The 17,569-nt window shown below is 35.8% G+C and carries 18 protein-coding genes and 2 pseudogenes; 12 read left to right on the top strand and 8 right to left on the bottom strand.

All coding sequences use genetic code 11. The features are described from left to right. The 4 genes from Q9B79_RS20290 (at window position 1) to Q9B79_RS20275 (ending at window position 5,039) form a co-directional block, all read left to right on the top strand. Window positions 1–408 (top strand): PadR family transcriptional regulator, encoded by a 408-nt coding sequence (locus tag Q9B79_RS20290; RefSeq protein ID WP_306187073.1) that lies wholly within the window; start codon window positions 1–3, stop codon window positions 406–408. A gap of 7 nt (window positions 409–415) precedes the next feature. Next, the gene (locus Q9B79_RS20285) at window positions 416–1,687 is read left to right on the top strand and encodes an FtsW/RodA/SpoVE family cell cycle protein (RefSeq protein ID WP_306187070.1); all 1,272 of its coding nucleotides are present in this window, start codon (window positions 416–418) and stop codon (window positions 1,685–1,687) included. A 102-nt stretch (window positions 1,688–1,789) separates the two neighbouring features. Next, on the top strand, window positions 1,790–2,344 hold the full coding sequence (locus tag Q9B79_RS20280) for a TetR/AcrR family transcriptional regulator (RefSeq protein WP_306187068.1): 555 nt from the start codon (window positions 1,790–1,792) through the stop codon (window positions 2,342–2,344). Between the two features lie 100 nt (window positions 2,345–2,444). Then, window positions 2,445–5,039 (top strand): efflux RND transporter permease subunit, encoded by a 2,595-nt coding sequence (locus Q9B79_RS20275; protein WP_306187066.1) that lies wholly within the window; start codon window positions 2,445–2,447, stop codon window positions 5,037–5,039. A 44-nt stretch (window positions 5,040–5,083) separates the two neighbouring features. Here Q9B79_RS20275 and Q9B79_RS20270 read toward each other — a convergent pair. Beyond that, window positions 5,084–5,287, bottom strand: a pseudogene (locus Q9B79_RS20270) (hypothetical protein); the annotation flags it as partial. A gap of 90 nt (window positions 5,288–5,377) precedes the next feature. On the opposite strand from Q9B79_RS20270, the pseudogene Q9B79_RS20265 reads away from it, so the two are divergent. Then, window positions 5,378–6,262: pseudogene (locus Q9B79_RS20265) on the top strand (Rpn family recombination-promoting nuclease/putative transposase). Window positions 6,263–6,357: 95 nt separating this feature from the next. Here the strand turns inward: Q9B79_RS20265 and helD are convergent. Next, the gene (gene helD / locus Q9B79_RS20260) at window positions 6,358–8,688 is read right to left on the bottom strand and encodes an RNA polymerase recycling motor HelD (RefSeq protein ID WP_306187065.1); all 2,331 of its coding nucleotides are present in this window, start codon (window positions 8,686–8,688) and stop codon (window positions 6,358–6,360) included. 278 nt (window positions 8,689–8,966) lie between these two features. Between helD and Q9B79_RS20255 the strand changes: the two genes are divergently transcribed. Continuing rightward, on the top strand, window positions 8,967–9,212 hold the full coding sequence (locus Q9B79_RS20255; protein WP_306187063.1) for a cytoplasmic protein: 246 nt from the start codon (window positions 8,967–8,969) through the stop codon (window positions 9,210–9,212). A gap of 76 nt (window positions 9,213–9,288) precedes the next feature. Here Q9B79_RS20255 and prsA read toward each other — a convergent pair whose 3' ends face one another. Both prsA and Q9B79_RS20245 read right to left on the bottom strand, forming a co-directional pair. Beyond that, on the bottom strand, window positions 9,289–10,152 hold the full coding sequence (gene prsA / locus Q9B79_RS20250; RefSeq protein WP_306187061.1) for a peptidylprolyl isomerase PrsA: 864 nt from the start codon (window positions 10,150–10,152) through the stop codon (window positions 9,289–9,291). Window positions 10,153–10,577: 425 nt separating this feature from the next. Next, complete coding sequence (locus tag Q9B79_RS20245) at window positions 10,578–10,772, bottom strand: hypothetical protein (protein WP_000172692.1); 195 nt, start codon at window positions 10,770–10,772, stop codon at window positions 10,578–10,580. Between the two features lie 118 nt (window positions 10,773–10,890). Here Q9B79_RS20245 and Q9B79_RS20240 point away from each other — a divergent pair, with 118 nt between their 5' ends. Continuing rightward, the gene (locus Q9B79_RS20240) at window positions 10,891–11,226 is read left to right on the top strand and encodes a DUF1878 family protein (protein ID WP_000383651.1); all 336 of its coding nucleotides are present in this window, start codon (window positions 10,891–10,893) and stop codon (window positions 11,224–11,226) included. Between the two features lie 5 nt (window positions 11,227–11,231). Here Q9B79_RS20240 and Q9B79_RS20235 read toward each other — a convergent pair whose 3' ends face one another. The 3 genes from Q9B79_RS20235 to Q9B79_RS20225 form a co-directional block, all read right to left on the bottom strand. Continuing rightward, on the bottom strand, window positions 11,232–11,789 hold the full coding sequence (locus Q9B79_RS20235; RefSeq protein WP_000834920.1) for an HTH-type transcriptional regulator Hpr: 558 nt from the start codon (window positions 11,787–11,789) through the stop codon (window positions 11,232–11,234). A gap of 298 nt (window positions 11,790–12,087) precedes the next feature. Further along, window positions 12,088–12,450 (bottom strand): YtxH domain-containing protein, encoded by a 363-nt coding sequence (locus tag Q9B79_RS20230; protein WP_306187058.1) that lies wholly within the window; start codon window positions 12,448–12,450, stop codon window positions 12,088–12,090. Between the two features lie 185 nt (window positions 12,451–12,635). Then, window positions 12,636–13,070, bottom strand: coding sequence for an HIT family protein (locus Q9B79_RS20225; protein WP_001016840.1), 435 nt, complete (start codon window positions 13,068–13,070; stop codon window positions 12,636–12,638). Window positions 13,071–13,630: 560 nt separating this feature from the next. On the opposite strand from Q9B79_RS20225, the gene ecsA reads away from it, so the two are divergent. The 3 genes from ecsA to ecsC are packed head-to-tail and all read left to right on the top strand — an operon-like array spanning window position 13,631 to window position 16,299. Then, on the top strand, window positions 13,631–14,374 hold the full coding sequence (gene ecsA / locus Q9B79_RS20220; protein WP_306187055.1) for an ABC transporter ATP-binding protein EcsA: 744 nt from the start codon (window positions 13,631–13,633) through the stop codon (window positions 14,372–14,374). Further along, entirely contained in the window at window positions 14,367–15,578 is a 1,212-nt protein-coding gene (ecsB, locus tag Q9B79_RS20215) for an ABC transporter permease EcsB (RefSeq protein WP_306187052.1), read from the top strand. Before ecsA ends, ecsB begins: the two co-directional genes overlap by 8 nt. 13 nt (window positions 15,579–15,591) lie before the next feature. Next, window positions 15,592–16,299 carry an ecs operon protein EcsC gene (ecsC, locus tag Q9B79_RS20210; RefSeq protein ID WP_000634133.1) on the top strand — a complete coding sequence of 236 codons (708 nt, stop codon included), beginning with the start codon at window positions 15,592–15,594 and terminating at the stop codon, window positions 16,297–16,299. A 38-nt stretch (window positions 16,300–16,337) separates the two neighbouring features. On the opposite strand, the gene yjcZ is transcribed toward ecsC, so the two are convergent. After that, window positions 16,338–16,481 (bottom strand): sporulation protein YjcZ, encoded by a 144-nt coding sequence (gene yjcZ / locus Q9B79_RS20205; protein WP_306187049.1) that lies wholly within the window; start codon window positions 16,479–16,481, stop codon window positions 16,338–16,340. 308 nt (window positions 16,482–16,789) lie between these two features. On the opposite strand from yjcZ, the gene Q9B79_RS20200 reads away from it, so the two are divergent. Both Q9B79_RS20200 and Q9B79_RS20195 read left to right on the top strand, forming a co-directional pair. Next, window positions 16,790–17,371, top strand: coding sequence for a TetR/AcrR family transcriptional regulator (locus tag Q9B79_RS20200; protein ID WP_306187047.1), 582 nt, complete (start codon window positions 16,790–16,792; stop codon window positions 17,369–17,371). A 2-nt stretch (window positions 17,372–17,373) separates the two neighbouring features. After that, complete coding sequence (locus Q9B79_RS20195; RefSeq protein ID WP_306187045.1) at window positions 17,374–17,544, top strand: hypothetical protein; 171 nt, start codon at window positions 17,374–17,376, stop codon at window positions 17,542–17,544. The last annotated feature ends 25 nt before the right edge of the window (window positions 17,545–17,569 follow it).

Genomic DNA, 17,569 nt, shown 5'->3' with positions numbered 1-17,569 from the left:
ATGGAAGATCGATTAAAAGGCTTGCGGAAATCAATGGAGAATACAACGTTTAAACATTTGAGTTTTTCTGATCAATATCGAAAGCAGGTGCGCGAAAAAATCAATGCTTCAAACGAGAAGGAAGAGGACATCTCTTTAGCGATTTTACAACTCCTCAGTAATGAAAAAACAGGATACGAATTGTCACAGCTGCTACGAGGAAGAGGGATTCGAAAATTCGAAGGAAATGAAGGGTTTTTATATACCGTATTACATCGCCTGGAACAGAATCGTTTTATCCAATCAAGCTGGGATCATTCTGGAGCTAAATATTATCAATTAAATGATAAAGGAAATAAGATGCTGCGAAAGGCAGAGAAAAATGCTACGAAGGCACGATTTATATTAAAAGGATTAGTACAGGAGTGAGGCGAAATTGAATAAAAAAGGGGATCGTTTTGTAAGCGAAGTTACGAATCATATTAAATCAAAAGAAGCAAAGAGCTTCGTAGCAACTGAACTAGATTTTCACTTAAAACAGGCGAAGAACACATGGATAGAAAAGGGATTAAGTGAGGAAGTTGCTGAAAATAAAGCTGTGGAACAAATGGGAAGTCCGATTAAACTGGGGCAAGAACTTAATAAACTTCATAAGCCAAAGGTGGATTGGTTTTTACTTATTTTATTAGTGGCTGCTATGGGGATAGGGTTTTTGCCGGTTATAGCTTTTGGATATATGAATGATTTACTAATGGATAAGGTGATATCTGTTGTTCTTGGTATTGCAACAGCGTTAGGGATGATGCTGATTGATTATCGGAAGTTAGAGAGATTAGGATGGTTGTTTTATACAATTGGTGCGCTTATCTTGTTAATATTAAATTGTTTTCCGAGTGCTTACGTGAATGGAGAACCGTTAATAAAAATTGGTCCAGTTGCAATTGGTCGTTTAATGGTATTGCCATTCTTTTTTCTAGCTTGGGCTTCTTTTTTCAATAATAGTAGGTTGAAAGTTAGATACTTTGTGGTTTTATATTTATTTTCTTTGTACTTATTTTTATTTGGATCAGATATTTCAACAATTTTTATTTATATCACGATGGTATTCGTTATGCTTTGGTGGAGTAAGTTAGGAAAGAAAAAGGCATTGATTATTACGGTTGTACCAATTTGTTTATTTATTATTAAGGTATCCTTTTCTATGGCCTCAGCAAAAAGATACTACTTGGAGAGATTTTTAGGGTATATAAATCCAGAGCGTGATGCACGTGGCGCAGGGTTTATGTATATACGTTTAAAAGAGGTAATATCGTCAGCAGGTTGGTTTGGTACAGCTGGAGATACAAGGTTCATTCCTGCTGGAGATACTGATTTTGTATTTGCGAGTTTGACTTACTATTATGGGTATTGGCTTGCGCTAGTTCTTATCTTCGTTCTTTCTCTTTTTGCAGCAAGATTAATAGTCATATCTTATATAATAAATGATCGGTACGGTAAATTGCTGCTCGTTGGTGGAGTGACTCTTTTTGTATTCCAGTTCATTTATAATGTTGGAATGATACTAGGATTATTGCCTCATGCTGCTATATCCTTACCTTTTATTAGCTACGGATTAACGCCGACTGTATTTCATGCGCTTATAATGGGGATCGTGCTGAGTGTATATCGGCGTAAAGATATGTCGTCTAGAAGGGAAGAAACACCTTGATAATTATCAAGGTGTTTTTTGTAATATGCAAAAAGAATTCACTATTATAACCAACTACGGCATACTAAAAGAACAACAAAAGTTACAGGGAGGACAAATAAATTGAGTAACCTCACGCGTTTACGTACACAAATTTTAATAACGAACACTTTCATAGAACTATTAAAAGAAAAACCATTTTCAGCCATTACGATTAATCATATTTGCGAAAAAGCAATGATTCATAGAAGTACGTTTTACCGTTATTACGTTGATAAGTATGAGCTCTTTAGTGCCACGATAAATGCTATCGCCATAGAGCTATTTGAACAAACGAAGCAAGGTTTGAATTTGGAACGTACATTTTTTGAAGAAGTAATTGACTACATAGATGTGAATCGTGCGTTGTTTTTTAACGTTACGAGTAAAAATAATAGCCGTGAATTATATGATAAGTTGATTCAACTTGGTGGGGAGGCTTTACATGAAAATGCAACGCAATATAACGACCCTCTTTCAAGACAAATCCAAAATTCAGATTATCCAAATGTGTTGTGTGATTTTTATTGTAGTGGATTTTTTGAGATCGTAAAAAAATGGGTAAATAATGAATATCCGTATTCAAAAGAAGAACTCATCCATATCGTTAACAATTTTCTCATAAATGAACCAAAATAAGACATATGTCTTATTTCGAGACATATATTCATTTTTATTCATCGTTTTCCTCTAAAGCCTATGATAAATTATTGAGCATAGCAAAGGAGGAAAGAAAAATATGAATAAGGTTTTTGATGCAATTGGACGGTTTATCATCAAGTACGCAAAGATGAATATTGCACTTATATTATGTTTAACGATATTTTTCGTATTTGGTATAACGAAAATTGAGATGAAGATGGGGAATGATGTATTTCTAAGTAATACATCTGATGTTTATAAGGATACAGAAACGTACCAAAAACATTTTGGCGGGGATGGTATATACGTATTGCTTAGTGGAGAGAGCGATACATTGCTTTCACAAGAAACAAATAAAGCAATTGTAGAATTCACTAAAAAAGCAGAAGGTATAAAAGATATTACCGGATCAACGCATTATGTTGGCTTATTAAATGAAATGTTATCCGCTCCTGCTCCTTCTTTTTCAGCATTTGATACAGGAGTAACAAATGAAAAACTAGAAATAGCTTTGAAAAACTCTATTTCAAGCGAAAAAATGAATGAAATTAATAATAACGTCAAAAGCAGCTTAACGAATGAGCAACGTGAAAAAATGGGAGTATTTATTCAGCAACAACTTGTAGCTGAACAAATGCAAGAAATACAAAAACAATTAATCGTGCTCGGACATCCGCCTACAGCTGATGAGCAAGAGAGAATAACAGAATCTGTTTTAACGGAAAAGCAAAATGATGAAGTTGCAAAGTATACGCAAAGCATTTTAACAGAACAGCAAAAAGATCATATGCAACGAGATATTTTGAAAGCTCTACCGAATGTTCAACATATGAACAATGATTTACTTCATGAAATCGTCTTTTCAAATAAAGGAAAAGTACCAGACCAATTGAAACAACTCATTCCTGAGAATGGAAAACATGTTGTGATTCAACTTCATACATCAAATAATACAGAGATGACGACGTATGTACGTATGAATAAGGAGCTAAACGAACTTATTAAAAATACGAACTTCAGTCAAGGTGTAACAGTGAAAGTAGCTGGAATGCCTGCGATTTTAGGGGATATTCAAGAAGAGGTTATAACGACATTAGGAATCATGCTCGGCTTAGCGGTTCTATTAATGATTGTTGTACTATTCTTCGTCTTCCCGGTAAGACGTCGTATTATTTCATTAGCCTTTGTGTTAATCGGATTAATATGGACATTTGGTTTCATGGGATGGGCCGGAATCCCGATTACACTCGCAACAATGGCGACACTACCAATCATTATAGGGCTCGGTACTGACTTCGGTATTCAATTCCATAATAGATATGAAGAGGAATATAAAACGAGTGGATGTAATGCGAAACTTGCAACATTACATGCCGTTCGTCATATTGGACCTGGCGTAGGGATTGCAGTTGTCATTATGAGTTTAAGCTTCCTGACGATGTATGTATCGAAAGCGCCGATGATGCAACAATTTGGATTAACGTTAGCGATTGGTGTATTATTCTGTTACGTTATTGAACTATTATTGATGTTCTCAACATTCTACTTATTAGATCGCAAAAAAGTAGCACCAACATTAAAAAGTGATGCAGATAAAAATACAATGCTATCACGTTTCTTAGATCAATATGCGAATCTAGCTATGAAACTCGCAATTCCTATTTTAATTGTTTCCGTTATTTTATCTGGTCTTGGATTTATAGCAGAAAAGTCTATACCAACTGAAACAGACTTAACAAAAATGATTCCGCAAAATATGGAGACATTAAAAAATACGAAACAATTACAAAAGATAGTTGGCTCTACAACATATATTACGTATTTAGTAGAAGCAGAGGATGTCACGGAACCGAAAGTAATGTCTCGGATGCATAATGAAAGTGAAAAGATTGAAAACAAATATAAAGATGTGAGTGATGTTATATCACTGCCTAAAGTTATTTTGCAAATCAATGGGAAAAGTGCGTTGCCAAAATCTACTGCACAAGTAGCAAATGAACTTGAAAACGTGCCAAACTCTTTGAAAGAAACTGTTATAAGTAAGAATAAAAAATACGCAACAGTTCAGTTCCAAGTGAATCCAGATCTTTCTTCTGCTGAGCAATTGAAATTGATGCATAACATATCAAAGGATATGAAACCGATAGATGGTGTGAAAATGAAGCCAGCGGGCGCGCAAGTTATGATGCTGTATGGTATTGATAACATTGGTGCAAATAGTGAATTAATGATTGGTGCGGGGCTGCTCATTATTTTCTTATCTTTACTCCTTGTGTATCGCCGCGTAAAACATGCATTATATCCATTAATACCAATTGTTTTAGTATTAGGATTTTCGCCTGGTGCTTTAAAACTACTCGATATTTCATATAATCCGCTAACAACAGCGCTAAGCTGCCTTGTACTTGGAATTGGAACAGAGTTTACGATTCTTATTATGGAAAGATATCGTGAAGAAGAGGCGAAGGGACTGTCTCCCAAAGAAGCAATTCGCGTCTCTCTTTCAAAAGTGGGGCAAGCTATTACCGCTTCCGGATTAACTGTAATTGTTGGGTTTTCAACGTTAATTTTTGTTAACTTCCCAGTCTTACGTGAATTTGGTATTACAACTGTTATCGATACAACACTTTCTTTATTCTGCGCTTTAACCATATTACCGGTCTTAATTGTGTTGTTTCAAAAGCGTAAATAGATAGTAGGGAAGAGGGTTATGATAAATAACCCTCTTTTTAATGTTTAAATAATTGAACTCGCTTTAATAGATATACATAATTCAGAACGAGAAATTGATTCAGCTAGCTGTTGTAAATAAGAGTATTCTTCCGCATCTTTTTCAGAAGTTTTAGGATCCAATAAAGGTGAAGAAAGAAGTACATCAATCGTAAGTATGTCTGCATCATGAGAGACGATGTTATAACCTGCAAATACAGGTCGTTTTAAGAAATTTAAGTAAGTGTTTGTTTGCATGCGTATCACTATTTTATGTACAATAAAAGAAAAGCCTCTTATGAGATGGGGAGAGAAAAACTCATGTCCAGCCAACAATTAGTGAATTTACGTATTGATTTTGCGTTTAAACAACTATTTGGCACAAGTGGAAATGAAGATATTTTAAGTGCTTTTTTAAATGCGATGTTACAGGATTCTTTAGAATCGCCCATTGTTTCATTACAATTAGCAGATCCACATTTACACAGGGAACATGAAGAAGATAAGTTATCTATTTTAGATATTTCAGCTACATTAGACACAGGAACAAAAGTCAACGTAGAAATACAACTCAATAATAATCATGATATGATTAAACGCAATTTATATTATTGGGGAAGGTTATACACATCTCAGCTTCAAAAAGGAATGCCATACAGCTCTCTTCATAAAACAATTACAATCAATTTGTTAAATTTCGTTATGTTTCCTGAATACGAGGCATTCTATACAACAGGAGTCTTATGGAATTGACAACAATATAAAATATTGAGTAGTGATATCGAAGTTCATATCGTAGAGATTACGAAACTTATGCAACAGTGGCGGAATGAACAAGTAAATCCCTGGGAAGATTTGTTTGTTCGTTGGTTATTATTACTTCCGGCAAACGAGGATGAACAACTAACCCAAACATTGGAGGACATTGCGATGAACCAAGACCCGATTTTACAAAAAGCGATGAATAAATGGGAGCGTATGAGTCAAGATTCTTCTTTTCGACAAGCATATGAAGCAAGAGAGAAAGCTTTGATGGATGAAGCCGCAAAGTTTGCTCATGCTCGTAATGAAGGAAAGAAAGAGGGGATTGAAGAAGGTAATATTCAATTAATTCGTGGAATGCATAAAAATGGAATGCCAATCGAAGATATTGCAAAGTTTACAAATTTACATTTAGAAGAAATAGAAAGCATTTTACAAGTATAAATGATAGAAAAACACCTCCACTGAATTTGCATACTTAGTATACGGATCCAGGAGGTGTTTTTTCATGTGCCACTCTTTAAGTTCATTTCAAATTATCAAGGTGTAATAAGTTCAAAACTCTCCGAATCAGCCCCGAGTATAAAAGGACTAACCTCACCAACGCTATAAAGTTGCAATTCATGCATTGCGCGCGTGCAAGCAGTGTAGAACAATCTACGAACGCTCTCATCGCTGTATACATCTTTAGAAGCATCGTAAATAATAACAGCATCAAATTCGATACCTTTCGCTAAGTAAGCAGGGATTACGACAATGCCTTGCTCATACTCGGCTGAGTTACTTTTCACAAGTTTAATATTGTCGATATGACGAAGTGCTTCGTAGGCAGCGGCGCTTTCAGCGGCGGATTTACATATAATTGCAATCGTATTGTGCTGCTCTTTTTGTAGTGCAGCAACTTTGGCAGTAATATGTTCGTGCAGTTCGCTGATATTCGATACTTTCGTCACTGTAGGTTTTTCGCCGTCACGTTCAAAAGCGTGAATGTTCTCTCCTTCTGGTACGAGAGCGCGTGTAAATTCAATAATTGGTTTTGTTGAGCGATAGCTACGAGTTAAGTTGATGCCGTTCGTTTCGTCTGGTCCGTATAAGCTAGTAAGTGTGTTGAAATTCACTGTCTCACTCGCATGGGCAAATATTGCTTGGTTAAAGTCTCCGAGTACAGTCATTCTTGCAGCAGGGAAGAGACGTTTTAAGAACTCAAACTGAAACGGTGAATAATCTTGCGCTTCATCTACGAGTACGTGTTTAATCGATCTATTCGTTTGGAAGCCTTCAATTAACTCTTTTAAAAGTAAAAATGGCGTCGCATCCTCGTAATATAGTTTTCCTTCATCAAGCATGTTTACTGTTAAGGAGCAAATATCATCCCAATCTTTCGGTTTTTCCCCAGTAACCCATGATGCATCTGTGAAGAGTTGTTTATATATGCCTGTGAAATTGATGAAACGCAATGTTTGAACACCTTTACGAAGGGGCTTTAATTTTTTACGGACAATCATACGTCCAAGTACTTTCGTTTCTTTCTCGAAATCATGAAAGGAATTGTCGTCAAACTCGCCTTTTTTCTGTAAATATTTATAAGCCTTTTGATATTCATCTTTACTCAGTAATTCAATTTCTTCTTCTACCCAAGGCTTTTTCAGTTCTGTTTTTTCAATTTCATCTATTTGTTTATTGAGCCAATCTGTTAACTTTTCAATTCGATTATGGAAGCGGAGGGAGGAGTCAGTGTTGTAAAATTGTTCTGTAATTTCTTTAGCAGAAACAATTAACTTTCCTCTAAACTTCATTCCTCTAAATAGCATGCCTGAAGATTCAAGAGATTGTCTGTACGCTCGAATCATTTCAAAAAATTGAGTAGATGCCTTAAATCGAATGCTCGCATTTCTCGTTTTATAGATAGGGCTATCTGTTTCAGTTAACATATATTCTAATTGTTCATAGGGATCTTCAACGTCAAATGCTTTACTTAGTCTATGGTTTAAATATTCTTGGAATGTCACTTGCTGCATATTTTCTTCGCCAAGTTCAGGTAGTACGTTAGAAACGTAGCTATTGAACATAGAGTTAGGGGAGAAGAGAATAATTTGATCCGCTTTTAGCCATTCGCGATATTTATATAGTAAGTAGGCGATTCGTTGCAGGGCAGCTGACGTTTTACCACTACCAGCAGCACCTTGCACGATAAGGAGTCGGCCTTCATCGTGACGGATAATTTCATTTTGCTCGCGCTGAATCGTAGCAACGATGCTTTGCATATGTTTGTTTGTACCTTTTCCGAGCGCTTGTTGCAAGATTTCATCACCAATTGTAAGGCTCGTATCGAACATAGAATCAATCTCGCCATTTTGAATAATGTATTGTAATTTTTTCTCCACATTACCGTGGATTACGCCGCCTGGTGTACTGTATTCAGCCGGTCCTGGTGGATAATCGTAGTACACACTCGAAATAGGTGCGCGCCAGTCATATATAAGGAAGTTTTCTCCGCTTGCATCAGTAAGTGTAGCGACGCCGATATAAATTTGATCCGCGGCAGATTCTCCTTCTTCTTTGAAATCAATTCGTCCGAAATAAGGTGCTTTATGCATGCGTCTTAATGCGGCAAGTCGATTAAAGGTGTGCTTATGGGTAATTTGTGTGACAGCTAGTGACTGAGCTTGTTGTCTCAAGTTGATAACTGTTTCAAGATAATCATCGAAAGTATCAGTATTCACTTTCACGTCATCCCAAAAGTGTTTACGAATATTGATTACTTCTGCCCGGCGTCTGCCAGTTTCGTTTTCCAGTTTATCAATTTGCTCCGTAATCGTTTCAATTACGGTATCCAATCGTTTTTGCTCTAAATCAAGTTTTTTGTTCATACGTAAGCACTCCTTTAAAAGTGAAAAATAGAGGTTGACTGAAGATGTTTTTTGGTGTACAATTAAGATACGGATAAATACGTTCTTTGTATTTTGTAAAACGTGTTTCTGTACTAATTTAACATAGTTTTTGAATTTAATCAATGATAATAAGATAAACCTTGGTTCCGTGTGGCGTGAATCGAGGTTTATTGTGTTTTTCTTTAAGGGAGAATTGTAATTTTATTGAGAAGAATGTAAGTAAACCAAAGAAGAAAATCAGGAATAGGGGGATACTGATGGAAAAATATTTTGAGGAAGCACATCGTTTTTGTTCTCGTAATAGAAAGCACTTAGAAAAGGATGTTATATGTGGTTGTTTCTATTGTTTAGAAATTTTCCATCCAAACAAAATTACAGAGTGGTGGGATGATGATAACACAGCAGTTTGTCCACATTGCGGGATTGATTCTATTATCGGAGAAAGTTCTGGATGTAAAATAACAGAAACGTTTTTAAGTGAAATGCATAAAAGATGGTTTTAGTTAAATGAATGACAAAATAAACTTTCGTTAATGAAGAGGATACATAAAAAAGCTCGGGCTAATCCCGAGCTTTTCATTATTTCTTTTCGTCTTTCTTAGCGTCAGCTTTTTTCTCTTCGAAAAGATCTTTTAAATCTTTATCGTCAACTTTTACGTCAGCTTTTTTGATTTCTTTCATCATAAGATCATTCATGAATGCAGCATCTTGTGCTTTCTTCTGAACTAGATCTTTTTTGATGTCGCCTTTTACTTCATCAAATGGTTTTTGTTCTTTAATGTCTGTTACTTTAATGATGTGGTAACCGAATTGTGATTTCACAGGTTCGCTTACTTCATCTTTTTTCAGCTTGTAAGCAGCATCTTCGAATTCTTTAACCATTTTACCAGCAGTAAAGTAGCCAAGGTCTCCGCCTTTTTCTTTTGAACCAGTATCTTCAGAGTATTGTTTCGCTAACTCTTCGAAAGATTTACCTTGTCCAAGTTCTTCTTTTACCTTTTTCGCAGTAGCTTCATCTTTTACAAGGATGTGGCTTGCTTTAATTTCAGGCTTGTAGTTTTCTTTTAATTCTTTATCAGTGATTGTTTTCTCGATAGCTTTTTCTTGAGCTAATTGAGCACGCACACCATTTTTTATCGTTTCTTCTTTAATACCTTGTTGTTTTAATAGTGTATCGAATTGATCACCGTATTGTTTTTTCATTTCATCGAACTTTTTGTCTACATCTTTGTCTTCAACTTTGTAGTTTTTAATAAGTACTTTTTCCATAACCATGTTGTTTAGTACTTGTTTACCATATTGTTGTTTCATTTGCGTGTAGAAATCTTCTTTTGTAATGTCACCAGCTTTAGAAGTAACAACTTTGTCTGATGATGATCCTGTTCCACATGCTGATAATGCGATTACACTTGTTGCGGCTAAGGCAAGCATAGCTTTCTTCATTCGATAAACACTCCTACTATTATGTATTTTTAATTTATCCTACACCAATGAATTTTAGTTCATAAGAGCCCGATCAAGTCTCACTGATACTTTTGCTTTGTATATTGGTAAAGCGCGCTTAACAGGGCTTACCGAGGCTTGAGGATAAAGTTAAGATGCGTGTCATTTATTTCATAGTATAAGCAATATGTACAAAATTTAATATATCATATTTCGACTCGATTTCATATTGATAAAGAAAAATTAACCAGTGCGTGTCAGATTTTGAAGGTGTTCCATATTGGGCGCATGCCGCATATACAGAAAAGAGGAGGGGATGGGGATGAATTCTCAACTTATTTTATTACTTGTACTGTTTATTTTATTGGTTATAGTAGGTATAATTTGCTTATAGAGGAAAAAAGTGAGGAAGGGGCTTTCCTTCCTCACTTTCCATGAAATATAATTTCTATATAACTAGAAATTAATAAAATTGTTATACATACATTAATAACCCGAAAGACACCGGGTTGGCGGCTCGCAGATATTTGTTTTCGTTCACACAGTGTATGTGTCATGAAATTCGTGTAAAATATAACAAGAAGTGCGAATGCGACAAAAACAACTGTTATAAGTGTCATGAGGCGAGACCTCCTTTTGGCTAAAATACATATACTTTATATATTGTATCATACGATATTTTGTTCGTGTTATAAAATTCAGAAATAGAAGACTTTGTGTTAGAAAGTGAGGGAGAAAATGGACGTTGTTAGAAGATTAGAACAAGCTGAATACTACGTAGACCTACTATTTAAAATGATTGATGAAGAAAAGTGTCCATTTTATTCTTTGATCATAAAGAAAAAAGCTCGTAAAAAAGATATTGAACGTATACTAAATCTTTGTGAAATACTGAACGAGCAATATGTAGTGGAGAAGGCAGAAGGGCTTCTTTTGTTCGATGCGCTGTTAGATCAATTTGAAAAAGCGCTTCCACATCAGCTCGAAGTACACGAAACTGCGGAAGCGCTAGCAAAACAAGGTTTATTTAAGCCGCTTATGAATGAATTCTTAAGCATGATTGCGAAAAAATAAATAGATTACTTCTTAACTAACTTCTGATCGGATTCCGTAAAGTTCTCCTCAATATTCTCTAATGATTTCTCAAAAATATCGATGAAGTCTTGTCCGTAAATATTACGCAAGATAGCGATAAGTTCGATATTTTCTGGGAACTTACCGTAAAAATTACGAAGTGCAAGAGCCCCATTAAATACAGAGTTATTTTCAGGATCATACTCCTCCATTAAGCGAAGTAGTAATTCTTCCCCTTTGTCTGTAATCTCAATGTACGTATTTCGTTTATCATCTTCTTTTTTTGAGAATACAAGATAGCCGCGTTCTTCCAGCTTCTTCGAGAAGTTAAACGCCGTTGATACGTGCATAACTCCAAACTTAGCAATCTCAGAAATAGAAGCCCCTTTTAAATGATAAGCGATTGATAAAATATGATGCTCATTAATGTTTAAATCGTAAGGCTTAATCCACTGTTGCCAATCTTTCTCTACACATTTCCATAACGCTTTCGATAATTGAGCAATGCGTTGGCTGAAAATCATCGCTTCTTTTACCGAGTAATCTTTTTCTCCACTTTTCATTTACTCACCCACTTTAACATTCTTTTTCATTACTATCTATTATGCCAGTAAAATAAAAATTAATAAAGTCTTTTTGTGAGAATTGTGAAAATTTTTCGGAAAAATGACATTCTATACAAATCATGCATAACCATGGAAGCGTTTTATGAGTCGCGAATACATGTGTTGTCCATACATGTTAATTGATAACATATATTGTAAATGCATAAAAACACGGCATATCTGTGTGATATGCCGTATTAAGGTCAATTTATATAAAAAATATTTGTTATATGCAAAAAACTAAGCAGGAATTTGTTTACGCTTTTTCTGGAACAGCTTCTTGTAGTTTCTCAATTGATTTTTGAATGTCCAAAATCTCTCTCTCGATGTGTCGCTTGTTTTGAGAAATATCTTGCTTCCAGTTCGAAATTGTATCTTGCATATCTTCTTTTAATTCTTGAAACACTTCTTTACCTTCTGAAGCAGTTTCAACGATTTGACGTTTTAATAATTTTGTATCAGCTGTAATATCAGCTAAAGTCTTTTTAATATCATTTCCTTTTTCTTTTAACTTACCGCGCATTGCTTTGCCAGAAGAAGGAGTAGAGAAAAGAACGGCTAGTCCAGCAACTGCTCCGCCGCAAATGACGCCTGTAATAAAGGATTTAGCTTTTGACATAAAAGGAGACCTCCTTATTTTTTGTTCGTATTCATGATGTGAAAAAATATGCATATCTTTAAGACAAGGGAAAGAAAAGTGTGCGGTGCACATTCCCTAGCATCTTGAGTGAAGAAACAAGCCGTGCAATATTTAATCACGTTAGGAAATTGGCTTGTTATGTATTACTTCTTATTATAGTGTCACTATTTCACACTATTTGCAATTGTACTTGCGATGTTTTGTAAATTTTCCATTGTGTATTCATTTTGATGTGATTTCCAAACAGCACCGAAACCATCGTTTTCACCGTAGCGTGGAATTAAATGAAGGTGGAAGTGGAACACAGTTTGTCCAGCTTTCTCGCCGTTATTGTTAAGTAGGTTAAAGCCAACTGGATTAAACTCTGCTTTAATCGCATTTGCGATTTTCGGAACGACAGAAAAAATGTGTGATGCGATTTCTGGCGTTAACGCAAAAATGTCTTGTTTGTGAACTTTTGGAATAACTAGGGTATGTCCTTTTGTTACTTGACTAATATCTAAAAATGCAAGCACATGTTCATCTTCGTATACTTTTGAGCAAGGGATTTGCCCGTCAATAATTTTACAAAAAATACAATTATCCGCTGTATGATTCATTGATCTCATCCTTTCAAGTATCCTTAGCCGTATTTTACCATAATTACATAAGAGAACAAACACGAAAAACAGGAAGCTGACTCAGCTTCCTGTTTTCTGAAGAGGGATTGAAAAAGCATTATCGTAATTTACGTTTCGCAGACACCTCATTTATTTAAGAAATGCACGGTAAATCGGCTAAAGTTTCTGCCGCAGACACCCCATTTTCAAGTGAAATGAATTGCAATCTTTTATAAAATGAAATTGTTTATTTTTTAAAACAGTATATGCTCTTTCGGAGACACCCCGTTTCGAAAATGAAACAAATGATCTGGTTATGTGTAAATTTCTTTGTCCAACATGGACACCCCATTTCATGATGACTTCACTATGTTGTTGTACTCATCAATAGGTGGTTGCTTTTTCAATGTGTTCCTTCTTCAATAATTATGATGTCCGCTTTCGTAAAAATATATGCGAACAAATTTAAATTTTTTTTGAACGCATCGATACTATGTAGTACAGCGTAATTTTTGGTAAGATGAATATAGAACGAATATAAATGAAGAAAGTGGTGTCGTATGAGCGAGTTATTGCGTGTAGAAAATGTTACAGGAGGATATACGAAACGACCTGTACTAAAAGATGTTTCGTTCTCTGTTAATAAAGGCGAACTTGTCGGCTTAATCGGTTTAAATGGAGCGGGTAAAAGTACGACGATTAAACATATTATCGGTTTAATGGAACCGAAAAAAGGAGCTGTCACAATTAATGGAAAAACAATTCGTGACGATATGACAGCGTACCGTTCTAGTTTTTCGTTCATCCCAGAAACACCAGTATTATATGATGAGCTAACGCTAGAAGAACATTTGAAGTTAACAGCGATGGCGTATGGTGTAGATGAAAAACAATATGAAGAACGCGTAGGACAACTATTACAAGAATTTCGCATGAAAAATCGTTTAAAATGGTTTCCGTCTCATTTCTCAAAAGGGATGAAACAAAAGGTAATGATTATGAGTGCGTTTTTAGTGGAGCCATCTCTTTACATTGTGGACGAACCTTTCGTTGGGCTTGATCCGTTAGCAATTCAATCACTCCTTCAAATGATGGATCAAATGAAAAAGAGCGGCGCGGGCATTTTAATGAGTACACATATTTTAGCGACAGCAGAGCGTTATTGTGATTCATTCATTATTCTGCATCAAGGTGAAGTGAGAGCGAAGGGAACATTATCTGAACTGCAATCACAGTTTAATATGCCAGGTGCAACGTTAGATGATATTTATATTGCATTAACGAAGGAAGAAGATTATGAATAGCACAGCATTATGGAAAGAACGATTTCGTCACTTTCTAAAAGAAGTTCGTACATATAGTAAATACGTATTTAATGATCATTTAAAATTTATTTTCGTATTCATCATCGGCGCAGGAGCGTACTATTACCAGCAATGGTTACAAACGTTAACACCTTCGTTTCCGGCGGCGCTCGTTATGGCAGTGTTGCTTGGACTCGTATTAACGGCCGGATCAATCCAAACGTTATTAAAAGAAGCGGATCTCGTTTACTTGCTGCCAGTTGAACAAAAATTAAAACCATACTTTACAAAGGCGTTTCTTTTTACGTTCATGATTCAGTTATACATAGTCGCCATCGTAGCGGCAGCGCTTGCTCCGTTATACTTCCAGCAAATGAAGCAAACAGGAGCGGCTTACATATGGATTGTACTCGCGTTTGTCATTGTTAAAGCGTGGAACTTATTCGTAGCGTGGGAAAAGTCATTTTTAACAGACCAAAATATACAAAGAGCTGATTGGTTCATTCGTTTTATTTTAAACGGCTTATTTGTTTATTTCCTTGTAGAGCGTACTTCCGTTATGTTTATTGGTGGAATCGTCCTTCTCATGGTGTTATACCTCGTAGTACTGCATCAAATGGTGAAGGGAAAGCCGCTAAACTGGGAGTATTTAATTTCTGAAGAAGGTAAGAAGATGCTGCTGCTGTACCGCATCGCGAATATGTTCGTTGATGTACCAGCATTAAAAGAGAGAGTAGCACGGAGAAAATGGCTTGATTTCATTCTTTCGATGATTGGTGAGAAGCGTACATATTTATACTTATATACGAGAACGTTTCTACGATCTGGTAACTATTTCGGTTTATATGTGCGTTTGCTTGCACTTGGAGGAGTTATTTTGTACTTCATTCCGTTTTTATATGGACGATTTATCGTAAGCCTTATCTTCCTATATTTAATCGGTTATCAGCTATTAACTTTATGGAAACATCACCGCATGAAAATTTGGCTTGATTTGTATCCAGTAGGGGGAGAAGAGAAGAAGAAAGATTTTCTTACTTTATTAAATGCAATTCTTCTTACAGGTAGCGTTATATTTACAATTATATTTGCCCTTGCTACGAAAGATTTCATGATGACGGGAATTTTACTAGTCGTAAGCATAGTATTTAGTATCGGTTTCGTTTATCAATACGGGGCGAAACGTATTGAGCGTTTAAATTGAAGGGAATGAACCTATGATTACATATGAAGAAAAGGTTATAAAAGAACTGGAGCAGTGGAAAGCTACATTCATGAAAGATTCTTCTATGATGACACGGTTCTCAAAGAAAGTGCAGACAAAAGTACAACAGCTTATTCCGGCGAAAGTGCAAAAAGTATTAACGGAAACGATCCGGATGATGGTGCAAACGATTAGTGCCGGATCAAACTTTATAAAGCCGAAATTAAAAGAGACGAACTGGTCGTTGCAAAGACGAGACGATGAAGTACGTAAAAAAATGGATGAGTACAAAAAAATAGCAGCGGCAGAAGGGGCAGGGACGGGAGCTGGCGGTATTCTCCTTGGCCTTGCGGACTTTCCGCTTTTACTCGGCATTAAAATTAAATTTTTATTCGATGCAGCAACGTTGTACGGATTTGATACGAGCAACAAAGAAGAGCGCCTTTTTATCCTTCACGTCTTTCAGCTTGCCTTTTCAAGTGATGACCACCGAAAAGAAATATGGAAAGCAATCGAAACGTGGGACACAGAAGAAGAAAATCATATGGATTGGGAAAAGTTCCAAACAGAGTACCGAGACTATATCGATTTAGCGAAAATGCTTCAGCTCGTACCAATAATTGGTGCCCCAGTCGGTGCATATGCGAACTATCAACTATTGCAAAGACTCGGAGAAGTGACAATGAATTGTTATCGTATGCGATTGTTAAATAGGAATTAAAAAGAAAGCATCCTAAATTTTGATTTAGGATGCTTTCTTTAGAAGTTAATGCCGATATAGCTAACTCCGACTACAATCAACACGATAAAGAGTACAATGATGAATGGAAATCCGCTCTTACCAGCCTGTCCAGCTTCACCACCGCCAGTGCCGCCACTACCACCTTTACCACCAAGTCCCATAGGAATATCCTCCTTATTGTTATATGTTGCTTTTACTTTATCCCGCTTTAACGGGCAGTAAGACCCCCACCTCAAAATGCAGCGAAAGCAAAGAAGTTAGGTGGGGGGCGGGCTGCCCATAAAAGTCCGATTGGTGAGGGCTAATAATCAGTGGGGGATGAAGAAAACCCCCACTGATTAAAGTTTCACTTTATACTTTCTGTATTTACCAATAAATTCCTCCTGAAGAGCTAACTAACTTGCAAATCATTTCGTGTTATTTTACAATTTGCTTACCGACCGGTAAGTAAAAATAAGTGAGGTACAGCATGACAAAGAATTTACAAACATCGCAAAACATTGTAGAGGCATCATTTAAACTTATGGCAGAGCACGGTATTGAGAAGATGAGTCTTTCCATGATCGCGAAAGAGGTAGGTATTTCAAAACCGGCTATTTATTATCATTTTTCTTCTAAAGAAGCGTTGGTCGATTTTTTATTCGAAGAAATTTTTTCTGGGTATCATTTCGTGAGTTATTTTGATAAAGAACAATATACGAAAGAAAACTTTGCAGAAAAGTTAATTTCAGATGGTTTACATATGCTCTCTGAGTATGAAGGGCAAGAAGGAATATTACGCGTTATAAATGAATTCATCGTAACTGCATCGCGAAATGAAAAGTATCAGAAACGCTTATTTGAAATACAAGAAGATTTCTTAAATGGATTCCACGATTTATTGAAGCGAGGTGTGGAACTTGACGTTGTTTCAAAACATGGTACAGAAGAAAACGCGCATACGTTAGCGCTCGTGATCGATAATATGAGTAATTACATGTTAATGGGATTCGAGTTAAAGTATAAAGAAATTTGGATTCGAAATGTGAAAAACGTCATGAAAGGGGAATAAGGATGAAAATGCAAAAAAACTGGTGGCTCGGTTTTCTCGGATTTATTGGGGTGTATAAAATTCCAGGCATGATTGAAGCTTTTCAAACGGATGGAAGTTGGATGAAACTAATCGGTTTCATTTGGTTACTTTGGTTCGGATATTTTATTCCGGAGAAGAAAGAGAATAAATAATAAAATTTCAATTTTATGTAAAGTT

The sequence above is a fragment of the Bacillus sp. MHSD_36 genome, from assembly GCF_030757775.1.
GTDB lineage: Bacteria > Bacillota > Bacilli > Bacillales > Bacillaceae_G > Bacillus_A.
The sequence above is the reverse complement of the archived record's forward strand: the minus strand, read 5'-3'. Positions and strand labels throughout refer to the sequence as shown.